20 protein-coding genes are annotated in these 20,942 nt (G+C 34.1%); 14 read left to right on the forward strand and 6 right to left on the reverse strand.

Features of this window, described 5'->3' with window-relative positions; translation table 11 throughout:
• The first annotated feature begins 36 nt into the window (after window positions 1–36).
• Both ACX119_RS04145 and ACX119_RS04150 read left to right on the forward strand, forming a co-directional pair.
• A complete protein-coding gene (locus ACX119_RS04145) occupies window positions 37–792 on the forward strand; it encodes a DUF432 domain-containing protein (RefSeq protein ID WP_459351860.1) in 756 nt (251 codons plus the stop codon).
• Window positions 792–1,616 (forward strand): mechanosensitive ion channel family protein, encoded by an 825-nt coding sequence (locus tag ACX119_RS04150; RefSeq protein ID WP_459351861.1) that lies wholly within the window; start codon window positions 792–794, stop codon window positions 1,614–1,616. Before ACX119_RS04145 ends, ACX119_RS04150 begins: the two co-directional genes overlap by 1 nt.
• A gap of 7 nt (window positions 1,617–1,623) precedes the next feature.
• Here ACX119_RS04150 and ACX119_RS04155 read toward each other — a convergent pair whose 3' ends face one another.
• From ACX119_RS04155 to ACX119_RS04170, 4 genes are all read right to left on the reverse strand, one after another.
• Window positions 1,624–1,911, reverse strand: coding sequence for a hypothetical protein (locus ACX119_RS04155; protein ID WP_459351862.1), 288 nt, complete (start codon window positions 1,909–1,911; stop codon window positions 1,624–1,626).
• A 114-nt stretch (window positions 1,912–2,025) separates the two neighbouring features.
• Window positions 2,026–3,414, reverse strand: a complete 1,389-nt coding sequence (gene cysS / locus ACX119_RS04160; protein WP_459351863.1) for a cysteine--tRNA ligase — start codon at window positions 3,412–3,414, stop codon at window positions 2,026–2,028.
• Complete coding sequence (locus ACX119_RS04165) at window positions 3,414–4,208, reverse strand: NAD+ synthase (RefSeq protein WP_459351864.1); 795 nt, start codon at window positions 4,206–4,208, stop codon at window positions 3,414–3,416. Before ACX119_RS04165 ends, cysS begins: the two co-directional genes overlap by 1 nt.
• Before the next feature lie 216 nt (window positions 4,209–4,424).
• Window positions 4,425–4,727 carry a Rieske (2Fe-2S) protein gene (locus ACX119_RS04170; protein ID WP_459351865.1) on the reverse strand — a complete coding sequence of 101 codons (303 nt, stop codon included), beginning with the start codon at window positions 4,725–4,727 and terminating at the stop codon, window positions 4,425–4,427.
• Window positions 4,728–4,801: 74 nt separating this feature from the next.
• On the opposite strand from ACX119_RS04170, the gene ACX119_RS04175 reads away from it, so the two are divergent.
• The 6 genes from ACX119_RS04175 to ilvC all read left to right on the forward strand — a co-directional run bounded on the left by ACX119_RS04175 (window position 4,802) and on the right by ilvC (window position 11,599).
• On the forward strand, window positions 4,802–6,043 hold the full coding sequence (locus ACX119_RS04175; RefSeq protein ID WP_459351866.1) for an adenosylhomocysteinase: 1,242 nt from the start codon (window positions 4,802–4,804) through the stop codon (window positions 6,041–6,043).
• Between the two features lie 37 nt (window positions 6,044–6,080).
• Entirely contained in the window at window positions 6,081–7,736 is a 1,656-nt protein-coding gene (gene metG, locus ACX119_RS04180; protein WP_459351867.1) for a methionine--tRNA ligase, read from the forward strand.
• Window positions 7,737–7,739: 3 nt separating this feature from the next.
• The gene (locus tag ACX119_RS04185; RefSeq protein WP_459351868.1) at window positions 7,740–8,492 is read left to right on the forward strand and encodes a DUF726 domain-containing protein; all 753 of its coding nucleotides are present in this window, start codon (window positions 7,740–7,742) and stop codon (window positions 8,490–8,492) included.
• Window positions 8,493–8,712: 220 nt separating this feature from the next.
• Complete coding sequence (locus ACX119_RS04190; protein ID WP_459351869.1) at window positions 8,713–9,633, forward strand: EF-Tu/IF-2/RF-3 family GTPase; 921 nt, start codon at window positions 8,713–8,715, stop codon at window positions 9,631–9,633.
• A gap of 34 nt (window positions 9,634–9,667) precedes the next feature.
• Complete coding sequence (locus tag ACX119_RS04195; RefSeq protein WP_459351870.1) at window positions 9,668–10,198, forward strand: nicotinamide-nucleotide adenylyltransferase; 531 nt, start codon at window positions 9,668–9,670, stop codon at window positions 10,196–10,198.
• A gap of 402 nt (window positions 10,199–10,600) precedes the next feature.
• Window positions 10,601–11,599: a ketol-acid reductoisomerase gene (gene ilvC / locus ACX119_RS04200; RefSeq protein ID WP_459351871.1), complete on the forward strand. Its 999-nt coding sequence runs from the start codon at window positions 10,601–10,603 to the stop codon at window positions 11,597–11,599.
• A gap of 9 nt (window positions 11,600–11,608) precedes the next feature.
• On the opposite strand, the gene ACX119_RS04205 is transcribed toward ilvC, so the two are convergent.
• Window positions 11,609–12,031: a cobalamin B12-binding domain-containing protein gene (locus ACX119_RS04205; RefSeq protein WP_459351872.1), complete on the reverse strand. Its 423-nt coding sequence runs from the start codon at window positions 12,029–12,031 to the stop codon at window positions 11,609–11,611.
• A gap of 111 nt (window positions 12,032–12,142) precedes the next feature.
• On the opposite strand from ACX119_RS04205, the gene ACX119_RS04210 reads away from it, so the two are divergent.
• Genes ACX119_RS04210 through ACX119_RS04235 form a run of 6 tightly spaced genes read left to right on the forward strand, consistent with a single transcriptional unit; the run spans window position 12,143 to window position 20,082 of the window.
• Window positions 12,143–14,644, forward strand: coding sequence for a M1 family metallopeptidase (locus tag ACX119_RS04210; protein ID WP_459351873.1), 2,502 nt, complete (start codon window positions 12,143–12,145; stop codon window positions 14,642–14,644).
• On the forward strand, window positions 14,637–15,044 hold the full coding sequence (locus ACX119_RS04215) for a hypothetical protein (RefSeq protein ID WP_459351874.1): 408 nt from the start codon (window positions 14,637–14,639) through the stop codon (window positions 15,042–15,044). Before ACX119_RS04210 ends, ACX119_RS04215 begins: the two co-directional genes overlap by 8 nt.
• A 41-nt stretch (window positions 15,045–15,085) precedes the next feature.
• On the forward strand, window positions 15,086–16,006 hold the full coding sequence (gene meaB, locus ACX119_RS04220) for a methylmalonyl Co-A mutase-associated GTPase MeaB (protein WP_459351875.1): 921 nt from the start codon (window positions 15,086–15,088) through the stop codon (window positions 16,004–16,006).
• A 4-nt stretch (window positions 16,007–16,010) separates the two neighbouring features.
• Complete coding sequence (locus ACX119_RS04225) at window positions 16,011–17,612, forward strand: acyl-CoA mutase large subunit family protein (protein WP_459351876.1); 1,602 nt, start codon at window positions 16,011–16,013, stop codon at window positions 17,610–17,612.
• Window positions 17,613–17,665: 53 nt separating this feature from the next.
• Complete coding sequence (locus ACX119_RS04230) at window positions 17,666–18,514, forward strand: arginase family protein (protein ID WP_459351877.1); 849 nt, start codon at window positions 17,666–17,668, stop codon at window positions 18,512–18,514.
• Window positions 18,511–20,082: an aldehyde dehydrogenase family protein gene (locus ACX119_RS04235; RefSeq protein WP_459351878.1), complete on the forward strand. Its 1,572-nt coding sequence runs from the start codon at window positions 18,511–18,513 to the stop codon at window positions 20,080–20,082. Before ACX119_RS04230 ends, ACX119_RS04235 begins: the two co-directional genes overlap by 4 nt.
• Here the strand turns inward: ACX119_RS04235 and ACX119_RS04240 are convergent.
• A complete protein-coding gene (locus ACX119_RS04240; protein WP_459351879.1) occupies window positions 20,064–20,936 on the reverse strand; it encodes a proline dehydrogenase family protein in 873 nt (290 codons plus the stop codon). The two genes, ACX119_RS04235 and ACX119_RS04240, sit on opposite strands and share 19 nt — an antisense overlap.
• Window positions 20,937–20,942 lie beyond the last annotated feature (6 nt).

Genomic DNA, 20,942 nt, shown 5'->3' on the forward strand with positions numbered 1-20,942 from the left:
GCATAAATTCTCCATTTCTAATTCTAAAATGAACAAATGGACGATAACTATTCAGAATCAAAATTCAGTGATTATGGCACTTATGTTATTGATCAAAATAAAGATTTCTTGTTTCCAAACGTGGAGATTAAAATTGAGAAAATTAGTCCAAATGTTTTCTCTTATAATCGAAAAGATTCTGAAAATAATCTTGTTGAAAAAATGATTCCAACAAAAGACGATCAATTAATTCTTGAATTTACTCCTATTCGTCCTCTGAATTATCCTGCTCGTAGAACCAATTATGTTTACTTGGATTTTGAAACCCCTGTATTTTTGTCTGAAGGATCAGCTGCCAAAATTTTTGTCCGTTGTCCCATAGAAATAGGCGTGTTTCTAATACATGATGAGCGAAAAGATTCGCTTGATTGGTTCACATGTGACCCTTTTGACTCTAGATTCGGTCTTTATGGTAATCCTGAATCTGGAACTTTATGTAAATATGCCAAATCAGATATTGTAGAATCTTATGAAGACTCAATTCCTTTTTTTAATGGTGTAATGGAGGTAAATCTAAAAAATAATTTAGACAAAGGTTACCTAGTTTCAAAAATCATCTTCCCGATTTCTGATAATTCCGTTTATTACAAAAACTCTAAAGCTATTATTGATTCAATAGATGTGGTATTGAGAAAAAAAGTTATCATAGAAATCATCGATGTTACATCACAAAAAATTACCACTGATTGGAAAATATCACCATCGTTTGAACAAATAACATCAATAAAGAGAATGGATATGGGTCTTGAATAATGGTTTTTGAATTTTTTCAAAGTTTAGATGAAATTCATATTACTGAAGGACTTACTCTTCTAAGCTTACTCATAGGTGGAATAATTATTGGTGTGGGAATAATAATTGCCAGAACTGTTCGATTACTTTTTACAAAATACTATGCACCTAAGCTTTCTCAAGATGTTGCAAAGAATTTCAGTAAATTGTTATATTTTGGAATTATAATAACATCATTTCTTGTTTTTACTTCCACTACTGGCATTGATTTTTCTGGGTTGCTTGTTGCTGGTGGTATATTTGGAATAATAATTGGATTTGCAACACAGTCTGTAGTTTCTAATTTGATTTCAGGCGTATTTTTAATGATAGAGAAACCAGTAAAACAGGGAGATAAAATTGAAATCCCTGGTTCAGAAATATCTGGTACACTATTAGATATTAGCACATTTTCTACAAGGATTAGAAGATTTGATGGAACTATAATTCGAGTTCCAAATGAATCGTTTTTTACTTCTAATATCCGTTCATTAACATCAACCCTTGTTAGAAGATCAGAGGCAATTGTTTCAATTGCCTACAAGGAAGACATTGACGGTGCAATTTCTGTTATTAAAAAAGAGATTCGAAAGAGTATGCCATTTGTTTTACTTTTACCTGAGCCTGATTTTCGAATTAAAGAATTAGCTGATTCAGGCGTAAATATTGAAATTTTGGTATGGCATACTAGGGAAGACTGGGATCAGGTTGGTCCTAAATTACTCAAAGTTGTCAAGAAAGCCCTAGATGAAGCTGGAATAGAGATTCCATTCCCACAACGTGTTATATGGAAACCAAAAGAATAGATAATTTTTATTCTGAAATTTCAGTAACTATTTGATTTTTCTTTGCTTGTCTTTTCTTGATTAGACTGTACATGATCATACCGACATTGATTATTGAAACAATTTCAATTAAATCAACTCCATATAGGAACCAGTCAATAACTGGATGAACTCTAGAAACAATTCCTGCTTCTAACATTATGTCTGCATTCCATATCATATGTGGAACTTGAATGAATTGTATTATTGCAATAAGGATTACACTACCTAAAATTTTATTTTCATACCATTTCCAAAACTTAGTCCATGCATTCATACATTGTATTGTGTTTTAATTGTAATAAAGGATGTTAAAATTAGATTGAACTAATTAGACCCTCCTAATTTTTTTAGGCACAAATATTATTAGTCGAAACTAATTTTCTATATTTTATTTTTCTGCATTGATAAATTCTTTTTTCATCCAGATTGTTCTATCTTTGTGATCAATTAACTCTATATTCATTTCATTGAGCTTGTCTCTAATTTTATCTGCTTCTTGGAATTTCTTTTCTTTTCTAAATTCCTCTCTATTTGCAATCATATTGTCAATCTCCAACTTTTCTTTCTCTGTCATCGCTGGAATCCTTAAACCTAAAATGTTCATCATCCTATCTAACTCATTTTTAATATTTCTTGAATCGTCTTTTCCTAGTTTTTCTTCAGCTGACAATCTGTTTCCTTCTTTTATTAATTGAAAAAATGCTGACAATGCCAAGTGTGTATTAAAATCATCTTCTAGTGCTTCATCAAACTCTGTTCTGATTTTTTTGATAATTGACTCCAGATTATTATCATTGTCTCTATTTGCATGAATCAATTCATAGTAGCAAGTTTCAACCTGTCTCCATTTGATGAGATTCTCTTTTAGTAATTCTTCTGAGTAATCAATTGGTTTTGAATAATGCCCTGATAAGCAAAATAATCTGATAATATTTGAGCCCCAATTATCCAAAACATGCTTTATTGATTTTACATTGCCAACTGATTTTGACATTTTCTCCCCATCAATTGTTACCATTCCTACATGCATCCAAATTTTTGCAAATGTGTTGCCTGTACATGATTCAGATTGTGCAATTTCATTTTCATGGTGAGGAAAAATGAGATCTCTACCCCCTCCATGAATATCAAAATTCTCCCCAAGATACTTTATGCTCATAGCAGAGCACTCGATATGCCATCCGGGTCTTCCTTTTCCCCAGGGACTATCCCAAACTGGATTGGTATCTGAAAATTTCCATACTGCAAAATCTAATGGATTGTTTTTTGCTTCATCAACTTCAATTCTGGCACCTGATTGCAATTCGCCTATCTTCTTTTTTGAGAGTTTGCCATACTCTGGGAATTTTGAAACTGCAAAGTATACTCCTTTTTTAGAAGTATATGCTATTTGTTTAGAAATAAGAACTTCAATGAATTTGATAATATCATCAATGTGCTCAGTAGCCTTTGGGTAGTTAGTGGCTCTTTTAACATTTAATCCATCAAAATCACTAAAATAGTTTTCAATATACTTTGAGCTAATTTCTTCTGCAGTAGTGTTTTCTTCAGCAGCTCGATTGATTATCTTATCGTCCACATCGGTAAAGTTTTGAATAAACTCTATCTCTATTCCTTTTTGCTCTAGATACTTTCTGAGAACATCAAAAACTATGATGGTTCTTGCATGTCCTATGTGGGATTCATCATATACTGTAACTCCACACAGGTAAATCTTAACTTTTTTTGAAATGTCTAATTCTTGTCTGATGTTAGAAAGTGTATCTTGTAGCTTCATTATTGATCTTTGAATGGTTTATCTGGTAATGATCTTTTATGTTCACTGTTTTTGTTTAGCTGAATAATTTTATCAACTACTGCATAGTCAATTTGTGTTATTTTTGCAGTATCTTCGGGTGATAATTTTTTCTCATTTAGACAATACAGAATTGAATCTATTTCTTCATAAGATACTCCTAGTTCTTTTTCAGCCTCGTGCTCTTTCCATAAATGCGGACTGCTTTTTTTTGCAATGACATAGTCTGGCACCCCTAGAACTTTTGCAATCTCTCTTACTTGCAGTTTGTATAGTGAGATAATTGGTGTGATATCTGAGGCACCATCGCCATGCTTTGTAAAATATCCTAAGAGATATTCACTTTTATCACTTGAACCTAAAACCAAATAATTTTTGAGATTTGCATAATAGTAGATGATGTCTGTTCTAACTCTTGCACGAAGGTTCCCCTTGGCAAATTCATTTGGTTCTAGATACATACTATATTGATTGACAATTGGATTAATGTCGATTAGTTTGTATTCGATTCCTGTCAATGCAATCATCTTCAGTGCATCTTCAGTTTCTGATTTTGGAGTTATTGCTGTATCTGGCATTATCAGTGCAATGGTTTTCTCTTTTAGCTTTCTTTTTGCCAAATATGTTAATACAGCAGAATCTACTCCACCACTAAGACCTAAGATCAGACCCTTTGCATGACTTTTTTGTAATTGCTCTGAGAAAAACTCTTCAATCTTTTGAATAATTGATTCATAATCTTGATTTTTAATTTCATCAATTATCTCTTGGTTCAATAATTAAATTTGGTAAACAGTTAGAATAAAAATTGTGCCTAATTATGAATCTAAATTAGTTCATTTTGAACACACATTATTCAATATAGTAATTTGTTTATCATAAATTACAGAATAATCTGTGCCCAACATAACCCATACCTAGCACAAGGGAAGGGAGATTTGTCCCTTCTCTTTTTGCGTTTATTTCACAATTTTTAAAATAATTTTTTTAGGTTAGATATCCACGTAGATGCCATCATCTCTGACCTCTACAGGATACGTTGCTAATTTTACATCTTTGAGATAATCTGTTAGTTCTCCTGTTTTGATGTTATAATGCCAAAAATGCAATGGGCATTCTACAATATCTCCATCCAATTTTCCAGGTGCAATTGAGCCATCTTGATGCACACATAGATCGTCTATGGCATGATATCCATCTTGATTAAAAATTGCAATTTGTTTATCCTCGATTTTGAAAGCTTTGCCTTTTCCTGCTGCAACTGCTCCTTTATCTGCAATTTTTTTCCATGCCATTGAAATTGTCATATTTTTGTCATTTATTTACATTCGCATGATAGAATTTTATAGCGTGAATAGAGAGTTGTTTTATGAGTAAGGTAAAGTCTAGCTCTAAACTGATCAAAGATGGAAAACTATCTTATGAATGGGCTAGATCACATATGCAGATTCTTGATAACACTATTAACCGATTTAAAAAATCAAAACCACTTAAAGGAATTACATTAGGATTTTGTTTACATATTACAAAAGAAACTTCTGTTCTCTTAATGGGTGCTAAGGAATTAGGCGCAACTGTTGCTTGCTGTGGTGGTAATCCTCTTACTACACAAGATGACATTGCTGCATTTTTGGCATCACAAGGAATTCACGTATATGCATGGCATGGACAATCTGTCAAAGACTATGATTGGTGCATTGATCAAGTTTTGAAACATAAACCAACTATTCTAACTGATGATGGTGCTGATATGAATATCAAAGCTCACTTTGATAAGCGATTTAACAAAATGGAAATTCTAGGTGCTACTGAAGAAACAACTGCTGGTGTGACTCGAATTAGAGCAGTAGAAAATCAAGGAAAACTAAGATATCCCGTAATCTTGGTCAATGAGGCATATACTAAACACATGTTTGATAATAGATATGGTACTGGACAAAGTACTATTGATGGTTATCTTCGTGCAATGAATTTACTTATGGCATCAAAGCGTGTTGTAGTTGTTGGCTATGGTTGGGTTGGACGCGGAGTTGCAGCACGATGTCATGGAATGGGATGCAAAGTAATTGTCACTGAAATTAATCCTATCAAAGCATTAGAGGCTCATATGGATGGATTTGAAGTAATGCCAATGTCTCAAGCTGCAAAAATTGGTGACATGTTTATCACTTGTACTGGAATGACTAGTGTCATTAGAAAAGAACACATTTTGCAAATGAAAGATGGAGCAATTATGGGAAATGTGGGTCATTTTGATGTTGAAATTGACAGTGAATTCTTGTTAAAGAAATCAAAATCCGTAAAAGAAGTAAGGGCTAACCTTGATGAATGTACTTTGAAAAATGGAAAACGAGTTTATTTGATTGGACAAGGGCGTCTTGCAAATTTAGTTGCAGCAGAAGGACATCCACCTGAAGTAATGGCACAATCTTTCTCAAACCAAATACTATCTGTTCTCTATATTCTCAAAAACCACAAAAAAATGGAAAACAAAATCATCAACGTTCCTGAAGAAATTGATAAACAAGTTGCAGTAGATGCACTAAAAGCAATGGATGTTAAAATTGACAAGCTTACTCCTGAGCAAGTCAAATATGCTAATAGCTGGTAAAACTTCTTAACCTCAATCCCGCTCTTCTCAGTAACCAATGAACAAAAAAGCTATCATTACAAGTGCATTACCATATGCAAATGGTGAAATTCACCTAGGTCATGTTGCATCGACTTATCTACCGGCTGATGTTACAACTCGATTCTTAAAACAAAATGGTGTCGAGGCATACTATTTTTGTGCATCTGATGATTTTGGAACTCCAATTCTAATCCAATCCGAAAAAGAGGGCAAGACTCCCGCAGAATATGTTGCTCACTGGAATAAGCGTGATTATGAGGATTTTTCATCATTTGATATTGATTTTGATTATTTTTACAAAACCAGCTCTCCTGAAAACATAGCATTTGTTCAGGATGTCTTTAACAAACTAAATGATGCAGGACACATCTATGAGAAAGAGATAATTCAGTTTTATTGTAATAATGATAAAAAATTCTTACCTGATAGATATGTCAAAGGCCAATGTCCTTATTGTGATGCCGAAGATCAGTACTCTGATCTTTGTGAGAGTTGTGGTAGAGTGCCAGAGGAGATCAAAAACCCTACGTGCTCTATTTGTGGACAACCTCCAACCAAAGAAAAGACAACACACTATTTTTTCAAATTAAAAAATTTTGGAGATTCATTAACTAAATGGCTAGATGAAAATGAACATCTTCAAAAAGATGTTAAAAAATATGTTCAAAATTGGATTAAATCTGGATTGATAGATTGGGATATAACACGAGATATTACTTGGGGTGTAAAGGTACCTCTTGCAGATGCTGATGATAAAGTCTTCTATGGTTGGTTTGACAATCACTTGGCATACATTTCAACAGCACTAAAATTTTTCAGTGACAAAGGAATCGATGGAAAAGATTTCTGGAATTCTGCTGATATTTACCATTTTATTGGAAAAGATATTGTGTATCACCATTATCTTTTCTTACCTGCTATGAGATTGGGCATTAACAGTGAATACAAACTGCCTGATTATATTCCAACACGCGGCCATCTTACACTACAATCAAAAAAGATTTCAAAAAGCAGAAATTGGTATATTGGTCTAAAGCAATTTTTAGAATATTATCCATCTGATTATTTGAGATTCTATTTAGTATCAATTAATCCATACTCTCAAGACGATTTGAACTTTGATTGGGATGATTTTACAACTAGAATTAATTCTGAATTAATTGGGAATCTTGGAAATTTTGTAAATCGTGCACTTGGATTTACAAAAAAAGCATTTGATGGAAAAATTCCTCAAAGTGAGTCATTTGATGAAAAAGACTCTGAAGTAGAGACTAAAATTAAGAATCTTGCTAGCGAAGTAGGCTCACTTATGGAAGAAAATCATCTTGATAGGGCATTGAAAAAAATCATGGAGTTCTCATCTCATTTCAATCAATACTTTCAACATAAGGAGCCGTGGAAAAATGGTCCTGGCACTACAAACTGTGTTTACCTCTCTGTAAATGCAGTAAGATCAATTGCAATCGCAATTTTTCCATTCATGCCTCAGTCTGCCCAAAAAATTTGGCAGCAGTTAGGTTTGGATGGTAATGTAAATGATGCACAATGGAGTGAAATCTCTGAATTAAGAATTACTGAAGGTCATATTTTAGGTGATTCTTCTCCTCTATTTGCTAGAGTTGAAACCACTGATATTGAAAAATACAAAAAGCAGCTTGGACATTCAGAGTAAATCATGAAAATCATTCCGCGAATTTCAACTAGGGGATACTATGATCTTGGAACTGGCAAGACCCTAAAGACTAACAAATACTATCTTTACCCAAAAAAAGATTTTGAGAAATTTGTAAACTCTAAGGAGATTACAATTATGATTCATGGCTTAAGAAATTATAATGCAGGAGCTATTGCCAAAGTTGTATTGGCAAGAAATCGATTAAAAAAATTGGGATACTCTTATCCTGTAATTGGTTTTAGTTATGACTCTAATACAACTGGTGCACATTTGATAAAATATGCAAAGCGCTCTCTAGGTGTTGGATTAATTATTGCAAAAAAGAATGGAAAAAATCTCGGACGATTCATTGAAGAGTTCAAAATGTCTAGCCCTAAGACAAAGATTCGATTAATGGGCCATTCTTTAGGCTCTCAGGTAATTTTGAGTACGGTAGAATATCTTTCAAAAAAGAAACAAAACAAATCCATTATTGATAGCGTTTACTTTTTTGGCGCATCTATTACCGAAGATGTTCCATCTTCTAAAAAATATGGAAAACTCTTGGATTTCATAGTTGATAAAAAAATAGTAAATCACTATGCTCCTAGTGATGAAGTTCTAAAATGGGCTGATGGTAATAGGTATGTTCGAGGCCCTCTGGGTCTTAATGGTGCTATAGGTAAACCAATCAGAAAATACCGTCAAAAATTAGTCAAACCAAAAAACCATCGATTTGCTAGCTATGCTCAAGTTTTAGCCTCATTCCCATAGTTTTTTTGATAATCATTAGCTAGTATCATTGATACATCATCCTTTAATACAAATTCAGAAAGTTATCTTTATCATGACTTCCATCCCGTCATATCAAAAGTCAATACTATATCATCTTGGGGTAATTGATGAGTCCTCAGATAGTCCCTCTGAACTTTCAGAGTATCCTTGCTAGAATACACCAGTATGGTTTTTAGAACCTAATCTACAACTTTGTGCATTGGTTAAATCTGTAAACTTTGTAGTATTAGGAAAACAAGATATTGCTTCAGAGTTTGGAAAGAAAGGAACAGTTACTGATCTTTCTCTTTATGATAGAAAAGAATCTGATATTATCAAAACATGGGTTACTCCATCTGGATTTCCAGAAAAAATTCAACCTCTATTTCAGGCAATCAATTTAGCAGAATATGTTATATTCTGTGTTGATAAATTAGACAAATTCACAGGTGAGCAAATAATAGCCCTTGATTCATTAAAAAAAGAAAAAGGGATTTTGTCTCATACTTTTGATGTGGATGAATCAAAACTTGAATCTATGATCAAAGGAACAGTCCTTGAAAATTATGTCCGAGTAGAGCAAGACAAAATTAAAGAGGAAATGGATAAGATGGAGCCGTTAACTGTTGAGGGTAAATCTGAGATGGTAATAGATCACTGTTTTGATGTAAAGGGAGTTGGAACTGTAATTCTTGGAAAAGTAACTAGTGGCAAAATAAAGCAATATGACAATTTGAAATTATATCCTATAGGATTAGATGTTTTGATAAAATCTATTCAAATGCATGATGATCCTGTAAGTGAGTCAATTTGTCCTGCTAGAGTAGGGTTGGCAGTAAAGGGTGCAAAACCTGATGAGGTGGGAAGGGGAGATATTATCTCTGAAGATGGAGTAGTTGATATTAAAACAGAAATCACCATTGATTTTCAAAAGAGTCCATTCTACAAGAGTGAAATTGCAGAAAATCAAGGCTGTCTAGTAAATATTGGATTGCAAATTAAAGCTGCAAAATTCTCTTCAATTAATCCATTGAAACTAGTATTTGAGAAGCCAATGGTATTCAAGAAAGGACAAATTGCTGTGATTTTAAAACCTGAATCTCCAACTATTAGAATTCTTGGCAGCGGTCCTATACAATAGAGTAATTTAATAAAATCAAAATAATTAATTTCGTATGCGCGGATTAATGATGGGAAGGTTTCAGCCTTTTCATTTAGGTCATTTGGATTTAGTAAAACAAATTCTTAACGAATGTGATGAAGTCATAATTGCAATCACTAGTTCCCAATTTAATTATCTAGAAAAAGATCCTTTCACTGCTGGTGAGAGAATTGAAATGATTCATAATTCGTTGCTTAATGAAAAAATAGATTTATCAAAGTGTTTCCTTGTTGCACTTGAAAATCAATTCAATATAGCAACATGGGCTTCATACCTAAAATCTACATTGCCTAATTTTGAGAAAGTGTATAGTGGAAATGATTATGTTTCAATGCTACTGGCAGATTCTGGAATTGCTGTTGTAAATCCAACACTACTTGATAGAAGTAAATACAATGCAACAAAAATTCGTTCAATGATAATTTCTGGTGATTCGTGGAAAGAGCTAGTTCCAAATGCCGTATCTGAGTTTCTTGTTAAAATTAATGCCAAAAATAGACTAGAAGTAATTTCTAAATCTGATACCAAACCAACTGAACACTAATGGAACCAATTCGAGCTTGTCCTGTTTGTCCTGAGTGTGGTTCAAAGAGATTCATTAGACTCCCAGGGGAACAGGTAACTGTCAAATGTCGTTCTTGTAATAAAATTATCAAAATCTGATTTTATGGTTTTTTGCCTGATTTTGGTTTAATTTTGACGTGTGAAAATTGTAGCTTCTATTACAAACACAGCCTTAATTATTTTCTTAACGTAATAGTGCTATGGATGATTGGGATGATCCTGACTATGACCATGTAGTAATGACAGAAATCTCTGATGAATTTATCCATAAACTTCAGAAAATTTACAAATCATAGAATTTCTCTGAATAAGATTTCTTCAACTTTGGTATCTTCACTAAACAATTTTCATAGTTAATATTTGCAATATTTTAGATAGAATCATGGCAAAAACATGGAAAGATAACGATATCAGTCTTGACCCAATAAAGGATCAAACTATTGCAGTTATTGGTTATGGAATCCAAGGTGATGCACAAGCAAATAACATGAAAGACTCTGGTCTTAATGTGATTATTGGTCTTAAGGAAGGCGGTAATAGCTGGAAAAAGGCCCAAGCTGACGGTCACAAAGTAATGTCAGTTGCAGATGCAACAAAACAAGCAGACATTATTCACATACTAATTCCAGACATGATTCAAGGTCAAATTTACAAAGATGAAATCGGACCAAATCTTTCTGAAGGAAAAGCATTGTCATTTTCTCATGCAGCTGCAATCTATTGGAAATGGATTGAAGCTCCAAACAATGTTGATCTCATAATGATTGCTCCAAAAGGACCAGGTTCCAAAGTTCGAGAAACATATCTTGATAATTTTGGTACTCCTTCTATTGTTGCAGTTGAACAAGACTTTACAGGAAAATCTTGGGATAGGACATTGGGAATTGCAAAAGCAATTGGAAGTGCAAGAGCTGGACTAATTCAAACTACTTTCAAAGAGGAAGTAGAAACTGATTGGTTTGGTGAACAAGCTGACCTTTGTGGCGGTGCAGCTTCTATGGTAACAAATGCATTTGAAACTCTAGTTGAAGCTGGATATCAACCAGAAATTGCATACTTTGAAGTCTTGCATGAATTAAAACTCATTGTAGATATGATTCAGAGATATGGAATTAATGGAATGTGGAGACGTGTTAGTGAGACTGCACGATATGGTGGTCTTACACGTGGACCAATGGTTATGGATTCAGCAAATAAGGAGAACATGAAAAAAGTTCTAACCATGATTCAAGATGGAACATTCAACAGCGAGTGGATTTCTGAATATCAGAAAAACGGCAAAGAGGCATTTGATAAATACATGAAAGAATATGACGCACACCAAATTGAAAAAGTTGGTAAACAAATGCGTAAAATGATGTGGCCTGATTCCACAGAATAATCTTTTTTCTTATATTTTTCTTAATTTAGACACACCAGTAGTGATGTGATCAATAATTGTTGATAGTGGGGTTCCTGGTCCAAAGACATGATCTACTCCTGCTTTCGTCAAATCTTTATGATCAATTTCTGGTATTACACCGCCCCCGACAATCAGAACATCTTTGATGCCTTTCTTTTTTACTGCTTTTACTACTCTTGGAAATAGTGTACCATGAGCGCCATTTAGTAAACTCATTGCAATTGCATCGACATCTTCATCTTCTGCAATTTGTGCAACTCTTTCTGGTGTTGCAAAAAGTCCTGAATAAATTACCTCCATTCCTGCATCTCTGAAGGCCCTACAAAGAACTAGAGCTCCTCTGTCGTGACCGTCTAGCCCTAGTTTTGCAACTAGAATTTTGATACTTCGTGATGCAACTTTTTGCTTCATGATTATTTGTAAATTATATTATTTTAAAGGCTTTCCATAGTTTTTCAATCTGGTGATTAAATTTTTAAAAAATAGAAAATATTCTTAAAGCGCATCAAAAGTAACTCCGACATGGACGTTACTCCAATTAATTACAATCTTACTTTTGAGCCAAATCTTAACAAATTTACATTTGAAGGAACCGAATCCATATCTGTAATTTGCAAAAAACCCACAAACAAAATTACTATGCATTGTGCAGAACTAAAGATAAAATCATGCCATGTTATCTGTGGTGGAAAAAAAATAAAATCTATTCCTAAAACTAATGATAAAAAAGAAGAGTTACAAATCACCTTATCTGAAAAAATTAAAGGCAAGGCAACAATTGATCTGAAATTTCAGGGAATTCTAAATGATAGATTGTTAGGATTTTATCGAAGCAAATACACACAAAATGGCAAGACAAAGTATCTTGCCACCACTCAATTTGAGGCAGCTGATGCTAGAAGAGCATTTCCTTGTTGGGATGAACCTGAAGCAAAAGCCACATTTGAAATTTCCATTATTGCTGAGAACAAATTTACTGCCATATCAAACATGCCTGTTAAATCCAAAACAAAAATTCAAAACAAAACTCTTTACAAATTTTCAAAGACCCCTATCGTTTCTACATATTTGATCTATCTCGGAGTTGGTGAATTTGAATATCTGACAGGAAAAGTTGGTAAAATTCAGATTCGTGTAATTACAACAAAGGGAAATAAATCAAAAGGAAAATTCTCCCTTGAATTAGGAAAAAAACTACTCACCTCATATGAAAAGTATTTTGGAATAAAGTACCCATTACCTAAACTTGATCTTATTGCAGTCCCTGATTTTGCAGCAGGAGCAATGGAGAATTGGGGTGCAATCACATTTAGAGAAACTATCTTACTGTATGATCCTAAAACATCATCTACTAAAACAAAACAATTCATTGCTGAGGTAATATCTCATGAGATTGCTCATCAGTGGTTTGGAAATCTAGTTACTATGAAGTGGTGGAATGATTTGTGGTTAAATGAGAGTTTTGCAACATTTATGGCAACAAAATTCGTCGACAAGTATTATCCGGATTGGGATTTGTGGAATCAATTTGTTGAAGATGCAATGAATGTCGCAATGGGACTTGATTCGCTAAAGACAACACACCCAATTGATGTTAAAGTGAATTCTCCTGCTGAAATTAGAGAAATTTTTGATGCAATATCCTATGACAAAGGCGGATGTGTTTTAAGAATGCTAGAGCATTATGTTGGGGAGCCAAATTTCCAGAAAGGTCTCAAAAAATATTTGTCTGATTTTAAATACAAAAATGCCAAAGGTCAAGATTTGTGGGATGCAATTGGTAAAGCATCCAAAATGCCTGTAAGTTCTATGGTCAATACATGGCTAAAGCAGCCTGGATTTCCTCTAGTTGAGATTAATCAGGATGGAAATAATCTTCATCTAAAACAAAAGCGATTCCTACTTGAGGATAATAAAAAGTTCAGAAAAGGAATATGGTCTATACCATTGTCCATAGGATTGGATAAAGAAATTTCTAAAAAACTATTTTCAACAAAATCATTATCTCTTAAACTCCCAAAAAACACTCTTGGTTTTGTTGCAAATTATGGCAGAAAAGGATTTTATCGTGTCAAATATGATGAAGGAATTTTACTTGATCTAAAGATGTTAGTTGATGAAAAAAGAATTCCTGCCATTGATAGGTGGGCAATTCAAAATGATTTGTTTTCACTATGTGTTTCCGGAGATGAGCAGGTGAGAAACTATCTTGATTTTTCAGATGCATACCTTGATGAGGATAGCTATTTGGCATCAGTTAATGTTGCTCACAATTTGACATCGTTATATTTTAGAGCATTTGATGAAAAATTTGCTGAAGAAATTCGAAGTTACACATTAAATTATCTTAAAAAACTATTACATAATTTGGGATGGGAACCAAGAAAATCTGACAAACATACTGATGCACTATTACGTTCATTTGTGATTTTCACACTTGGAAAGATGGATGATGATGAGGTAACTGAAGAAGCACTACGACGATATGAAAAATTCTTAAAATCTCCCTCGTCCATACCTCCTGATTTAATATCTCCAATTTGCTCTATAGCAGCTTGGAATGGAAATGCAAAAACTCATGCTCAACTAACCAAACTATACAAAACCTCAAAGACCATGGAGGAGAAACTAAGATTCCTGGGTGCAATGTGTGGGTTCAAAGATAAAAAATTACTAATTAAGACTCTGAACTTTTCTCAAACCACTGAGGTTCGCTCTCAAAACATGCAATTGCCAATTATGCAAGTTGCTTCCAATCCTTATGGAAAACAGGTCTTATGGCCATGGCTTAAGAAAAATTGGACTAAATTAAACAAAAAGGTAGGACATGGAAATCCTCTTTTCAATAGAATTGTTGCAAGTATATCTTCTGTAGCTGATGACTCTATGGAAAATGAAATAAAGTCATTTTTCAAAAAGAATCCTACACCTGGAACCGAGAGAACCCAAGCTCAAACCTTGGAGAGAATTCGAATAAATTCAAAAATGTTACGAAGAATGAGAAAAGAATTCAAAGATGGCTAAAAAACTTGGCCCTCCAATTGTCCTTGGAGTAGTTACAGTACTTGCAATACTCTTTCTTACAGGTGGAGGAACTGATGATAAGGATGTACTTCGTCAAACATTTCAAGTTGATGCAGTATACTATGAATCAGGACATGTCGAAATCTCTTTTTTAGACAAGTCATCTCAGACTGAATCTGTTGTTATGGAAATTCTTGGAATGGATGAAACATTTCAAAAATCGTTTACTGGTTCGGAGTTTATTGAAATAGTACCATTTCAAAATCCCCCAAAATATGGTTGGGCAATTCATCCAATTGTTCTAGAAATTGATCACAAAGAACTAGGTCATATCCAATTAAAGACTGAAGTGCATTCTCTTGATGAACCTGCTCCTCCAGTAATTTACTCAAGACCGTAGATCTAGCACAAGATTTTATTGCACCCCTCAAACTTTACACTGTGTTGGATTTGTTAACTGATCTTAAGAAAGGCAAACGTGGTGCGATTGCAAAAGCCATCTCCTTAGTGGAAAATAATCCAAAAGACGCAAAAACTCTCATAAAGAAAATCTTCAAGGATACTGGAAATTCAATTATCATAGGTATTACAGGTCCTGCTGGGGCTGGCAAAAGTTCTTTGATAAACACAACAAGTGTTGCACTCAAAAAACTTGGAACAAAACCAGCTGTACTTGCAATTGATCCTTCAAGTCATGTTACTGGTGGTGCAATTTTAGGTGACAGGGTTAGGATGACTGAATCTACTGATTCAGGAACATACATTCGAAGCATTGCATCCCGTGGTTCCACAGGTGCCATCTCACATTCGTTGCGAAACAGCATTCGCGTTTTAGAATATGCTGGATTTAATCCAATAATTATTGAAAGTGTCGGAGCTGGTCAGACCGAAGTTGAAATATCTACAATTGCAGACATTACTGTTGTGGTTTTTAATCCCAACACTGGTGATAGTATTCAAACAATAAAAGCTGGATTGACTGAAATCGGTGATATCTATCTTGTAAACAAGAGTGATCTTAGTGGTACTAACCAACTCTTTGATGCAGTGAGAGATTTTATTGGCGCAACTGAGCGAAATCCTATAATTCTTAAAACATCTGTAAAGAAAAACACTGGAATCAAAGAATTTGCAAAAACTCTCAAAGAAATGATGGCTTCAAAAAAGAAAATAAAGAAAGAAAAAGACCATGAACGATTGATTGCAGAACTCAAAGATATTGTTTTAAATAACATTGATGAAAAGATTGAAGAGATGTTAGATTCAAATAAAACATTTTCAACATATATTAAAAAATTACAATCAAAAACTATGAATCCCTTTGATGCCGGAGACAAAATTACAAAATCTCTAATAAAGTGATAATATGGCTGCAAAAAAATCATCAAAATCAAAAGAACCTGCAAAGAAAATTTTTACAGATTCTAATTTTGAAGTAAAGAGAATCTATCAAAAATCATCAAAGAAGAGACCTGTAGAGGATGCAGGAGTTTATCCATATACTAGAGGAATTCATCCTGGAATGTTCCGTGATAGATTTTGGACCATGAGACAATACTCTGGTTTTGGTGATGCAAAGCTTACAAATGAGAGATTCAAGTTTATGCTTGAAAAAGGACAGACTGGGCTTAGTATGGCCTTTGATCTTCCAACTCAGATTGGATATGATTCTGATGCTCCACAAGCTGAAGGTGAAGTTGGAAAAGTTGGTGTCTCAATTACGTCGATTAAAGACATGGCAACTGCATTTGATGGAATTCCATTAGGTAAAGTTAGTTCATCGATGACCATTAATTCTACAGCTTCTACACTTCTTGCATACTATATTGCAGTTGGTGAATCGCAGGGATTCAAGAGTCAAGAATTACGTGGAACAACACAAAATGATATCTTAAAAGAATACATTGCAAGAAATACCTACATCTATCCACCACAACCCTCGATGAGATTAATTGGTGACATGATTGAGTATTGTGCAGAAAAAGTTCCTTCATGGTACCCTGTTTCGATTTCTGGCTATCACATGAGAGAGGCTGGTTGTACTGCAACACAAGAGGTTGCATTTACTTTGGCAAATGCAATTGCATACATTCAAACTTGTTTGGATAAAGGATTAAAAATTGATGATTTTGCTCCGCGTTTATCTTTCTTCTTTTGTTGTACTATTGAATTCTTTGAAGAGGTTGCAAAGTTTAGAGTTGCAAGAAAAGTGTATGCTAAAATTCTAAAAGAAATGTTTCATGCAAAAAACCCTCGTTCACTGCAATTAAAATTCCATACACAAACAAGCGGTGAATCATTGACTGCTCAACAACCAGATAATAACATAGTTCGTGTTGCAATTCAAACCATGGCTGCAGTTGCCGGTGGAACACAATCACTTCATACAAACTCTAGAGATGAAGCACTTGCATTACCTACTCAGGAATCTGCTAAAATTGCCTTGAGAACTCAGCAAATTGTAGCCCACGAGAGTGGTATTACAAAGACTGCAGATCCACTTGGCGGTTCCTATTATCTTGAAGAACTATCTGACCAGATTGAAGAAGGAGTTTGGAAGTATCTTAAGAAAATTCAGAAAATGGGTGGCTCTGTTAAAGCAATTGAGAAGGGGTTCTTCCAATCAGAAATCAGACAAAATGCATATCGTCTAAAGAAAGAAGCTGATGACGGCGAGAGAATATTGGTTGGAGTAAACAAGTATGTCGAAGAAGAAGTTCAACCTGACTTGCTAAGAATTGGTGGAAAAATTGAAACCCAACAAAAGAAGGCCCTTAAAGCACTACGCTCATCTCGTGACAAAAAGAAATGGGAAAAATCCTTGTCTGCAATGCAGAGTGCAGCAGATACTGACGAGAATCTTATGCCTTACATTATTACTGCCGCAAAAGCGTTTGCCACCACTGGTGAGATTAGCAATACATTCAGAGAAGTCTTTGGTGAATATCGTCCAAAAGAAGTCTTCTAGACATTGATACTAGTCAGAACAAAACACAAATTCGGTGAATATTCTATTTAGTTATGAACAAAATTTGTTGGGCAAATACTGAACATTTTGATGATGCTGAATTTGTTATAATTGGAATTCCTGATGAATCACAATCACATGCTCTGAGAAAGGGAACAGAAGAGGCTCCGTTTAAAATTCGACAAATTTCAAATGAACGTGATTCATTTGAGAGAGAAGGTAGCATCTCTTTAGGAAGACCCTTTGATGGTTCTAAAAAAAAAGTCCATGATTATGGTAATATTAATAGAAATGAAATCAAAGATTTATTTTCAAAATTTGACTCATCAAAAATTCCAATAACAATTGGGGGTGATCATTCTATTACAAGTCAAATAGTCAATACTCTTGGAGAGAAATTAGGAAAACTTTCACTGGTTTATTTTGATGCCCACCCAGATTTTGTAAGCTCAACTAGAAATTATTATGGTTCTGTATTTACAGATGTACTATCCAATATACAAATCGAATCAAGTGTTCAGATAGGAATCCGTACTCCCGAACAAGAAGAGTTGGATAATATACAAAAATACCATCTAGATGTTATTACTCCATTTGATATTCAAGAAAAAGGGATTCAAGAGATAACAAAAAATGTCTTAAAGAGATTAGGCTCCAATGTTTATGTTTCATTTGATATGGATTGTATAGATCCTTCTTTTGCACCTGGTGTCTCAGTTCCAGTCCCAATGGGGGTTCATAGTCTTGATGCGGTATATTTACTTCGAGAAATCGCAAAAAGAGGTATTGTAGGCATGGATATTATGGAAGTTTGCCCTAGTTTTGATGTAAAAGATAGGACGTCTCATTTAGCATCTAGACTTATTTCTGAAGTGATCTATTCTTCAGGTGAGTACAATTGACAGACTTTACAAATGAATACACTTGGGGGAAAGCAGTTAGTGATAATTCTGAAGAAAAGTTCCATTCAAATTTTGACAATGCCATAGAAAAAACAAAAAAAGAATTCAATCAAAAATATCCTGCAATAATTAATGGAAAAGAAGTTTTTTCAGATGAATACTTTCAAGTCAAATCTCCTGCAAACCGAGAAATCACTGTTGCAGAATTCCCTCAATGTTCAACTAAAGATGTTTTAGATGCAATTACTAGTGCAAAAAACTCTTTTGAAGAATGGAGTACAACTTCATATCGAGAGCGCATACGAGTTTTTAGAGAATGCGCAGATGATTTTTCAAAAGACAAATTTCATCTTGCAGCTATTATGACTTTCGAAAATGGAAAAAACAGAGTTGAATCTATGAATGATGTGGATGAGGCAATTGATTTTATGCGATTTTATGCTCTACAACTTGAAAAAAATGAAGGCTTTTGCAAACCTACTCCACATCCAAACCCAAAAGAAAAGACTAGAGTCGTAATGAGACCTTTTGGTGTTTGGGGCATAATCGCTCCCTTCAATTTTCCATCTGCAATAGCTATTGGAATGACTACTGCTGCATTGCTAACCGGAAATACTGCAGTACTGAAACCCTCAAGTGATGCACCCCTTTCTTCATATCATTTTGTAAAAAACATCTACAGTAGGATACCAAATGGCGCAATCAATTTTGTTACAGGTCCAGGTAGTATTGTTGGAAATGCATTAATTGAAAGCAGAGATGTATCTGGAATTGCATTTACTGGTTCATACCATGTTGGAATGTCTGGATTTAAGAAATTCACAGAAAATACCGCAAAACCATTCATATCTGAAATGGGGGGAAAAAATCCTGTAATTGTAACAAAGAATGCCAATTTGGATAATGCTGCTGAGGGTGTCATGAAGGCTGCCTTTGGTTATGGCGGACAAAAATGTAGTGCATGTTCCAGAGTTTATGTTCAGGAAGATGTCGCTGAACAATTCACTAAAAAATTAGTTGAAAAGACAAAGAAACTAAAAATTGGGATGCCTTGGGAGAAAGAAGTTTTTCTTGGACCTATCATCAACGAGTCGGCAAAAAACAAATTCGATGATGCTGTATCGATTGCACAGAAAGAAGGCAAGATTCTTTCTGGTGGTTCGGTAATGCAGAAATCTGAACTTAAGAATGGCTATTTTGTTGAACCTACAATTGTTTCTAATCTTTCAGATGATAGCAAACTTGTAAAAGAAGAATTATTCTTACCCTTTGTTTGTATTCAAAAATTCAAAGATTTTGATGAGGCAATAAAAAAAGCAAATGACACTGAATATGGATTAACTGCTGGAATTTTTAGTGATGATGAAAGTCAAGTAGAGACATTTTTTGATAAAATACATGCTGGTGTTGTTTACGCTAATAGAACTGCAAGTGCCACTACTGCTGCATTAGTTTTTGCTCAACCCTTTGGTGGCTGGAAAAATTCGGGCACTACTGGTAAGAGTGCTGGAGGAGAAAATTATTTGCAACAATTTATGAGATCCCAAACTCAAACACGATGTGATTGAATGAGTGAACTTCCTAATAACAAAATGTTTCTTTTTCTCTCTTTAATCCTTCTAAACGAGTAAGGAAGCCAATTAGTTCCATATGGGATATAGTCTGATACAACAAATTTCTTTTTGATTAATTCTGGTTTTAATTCATCCCTGATTCCTTTGAGCATTTGAAATTCAAATTTTTTTGGATATTTTTTGGAATACTGAATTGCTTTTTTAATAATTGCAGAATCATGTGTTGCTATTCCAAACTCATTTGATTCTTTGAATAATTTTCTCATTAGTTTGATATAGTTTTTATCAACTTCTTCTTTTGTTTTGAAAGCAATTTTTGAATTCTCCTTATATGCTCCCTTTACGAGCCTAACTTTACCACCCATACTGATTAAATCTCTAAGATCATCTTCGGTTCTTTTTAGATTAGCCTGTAGGGCTATTCCTAATCTCTCATATCTTGAAAAAAATGTATTATACAATTCAATTGCTTCATCTGTATGATCAGCTGATTCCATATCCAACCAAACAAAGACATGATTTTTTTTGGCAATCTCTACTATGGTGGTCAAGTTTCTAAGGCATTCTTTTTGATTAATTGATAGCCCTATCTGTGTTGGTTTAATCGAGATTGCTCCTCGGATCTTCCACTCTCTAAAAGAATCTGTGATTTTTTGATATTCCAGAACTGTTTTTTTAATTTGACCTTTAGACTTGTGATACTCGCCAAGTTTGTTTATGATGGCATGACGTCCATTTTTGTATGCTTCCTTTGCAGAACCAAGTGCGTCATCGATTGTATCTCCTGCAATCCATTGCTTAGCAACTCGAAAAAGAACTTTTTCCATTAATTGAATACTTGACTTCATTTTCTC

This window comes from Nitrosopumilus sp. S4 (assembly GCF_054515835.1).

Excerpts from the sequence above, each read along its gene's own strand:
- ACX119_RS04170 (WP_459351865.1), bottom strand. The coding sequence starts at position 4,727 with ATGGCATGGAAAAAAATTGCAGATAAAGGAGCAGTTGCAGCAGGAAAA.
- metG (WP_459351867.1), top strand. The coding sequence starts at position 6,081 with ATGAACAAAAAAGCTATCATTACAAGTGCATTACCATATGCAAATGGT.
- ACX119_RS04215 (WP_459351874.1), top strand. The coding sequence starts at position 14,637 with ATGGCTAAAAAACTTGGCCCTCCAATTGTCCTTGGAGTAGTTACAGTA.
- ACX119_RS04240 (WP_459351879.1), bottom strand. The coding sequence starts at position 20,936 with ATGAAGTCAAGTATTCAATTAATGGAAAAAGTTCTTTTTCGAGTTGCT.
- ACX119_RS04150 (WP_459351861.1), top strand. The coding sequence starts at position 792 with ATGGTTTTTGAATTTTTTCAAAGTTTAGATGAAATTCATATTACTGAA.
- ACX119_RS04210 (WP_459351873.1), top strand. The coding sequence starts at position 12,143 with ATGGACGTTACTCCAATTAATTACAATCTTACTTTTGAGCCAAATCTT.
- ACX119_RS04155 (WP_459351862.1), bottom strand. The coding sequence starts at position 1,911 with ATGAATGCATGGACTAAGTTTTGGAAATGGTATGAAAATAAAATTTTA.
- ACX119_RS04205 (WP_459351872.1), bottom strand. The coding sequence starts at position 12,031 with ATGAAGCAAAAAGTTGCATCACGAAGTATCAAAATTCTAGTTGCAAAA.
- ACX119_RS04185 (WP_459351868.1), top strand. The coding sequence starts at position 7,740 with ATGAAAATCATTCCGCGAATTTCAACTAGGGGATACTATGATCTTGGA.
- ACX119_RS04225 (WP_459351876.1), top strand. The coding sequence starts at position 16,011 with ATGGCTGCAAAAAAATCATCAAAATCAAAAGAACCTGCAAAGAAAATT.
- cysS (WP_459351863.1), bottom strand. The coding sequence starts at position 3,414 with ATGAAGCTACAAGATACACTTTCTAACATCAGACAAGAATTAGACATT.
- ACX119_RS04230 (WP_459351877.1), top strand. The coding sequence starts at position 17,666 with ATGAACAAAATTTGTTGGGCAAATACTGAACATTTTGATGATGCTGAA.
- ACX119_RS04195 (WP_459351870.1), top strand. The coding sequence starts at position 9,668 with ATGCGCGGATTAATGATGGGAAGGTTTCAGCCTTTTCATTTAGGTCAT.
- ACX119_RS04175 (WP_459351866.1), top strand. The coding sequence starts at position 4,802 with ATGAGTAAGGTAAAGTCTAGCTCTAAACTGATCAAAGATGGAAAACTA.
- ilvC (WP_459351871.1), top strand. The coding sequence starts at position 10,601 with ATGGCAAAAACATGGAAAGATAACGATATCAGTCTTGACCCAATAAAG.
- ACX119_RS04145 (WP_459351860.1), top strand. The coding sequence starts at position 37 with ATGGACGATAACTATTCAGAATCAAAATTCAGTGATTATGGCACTTAT.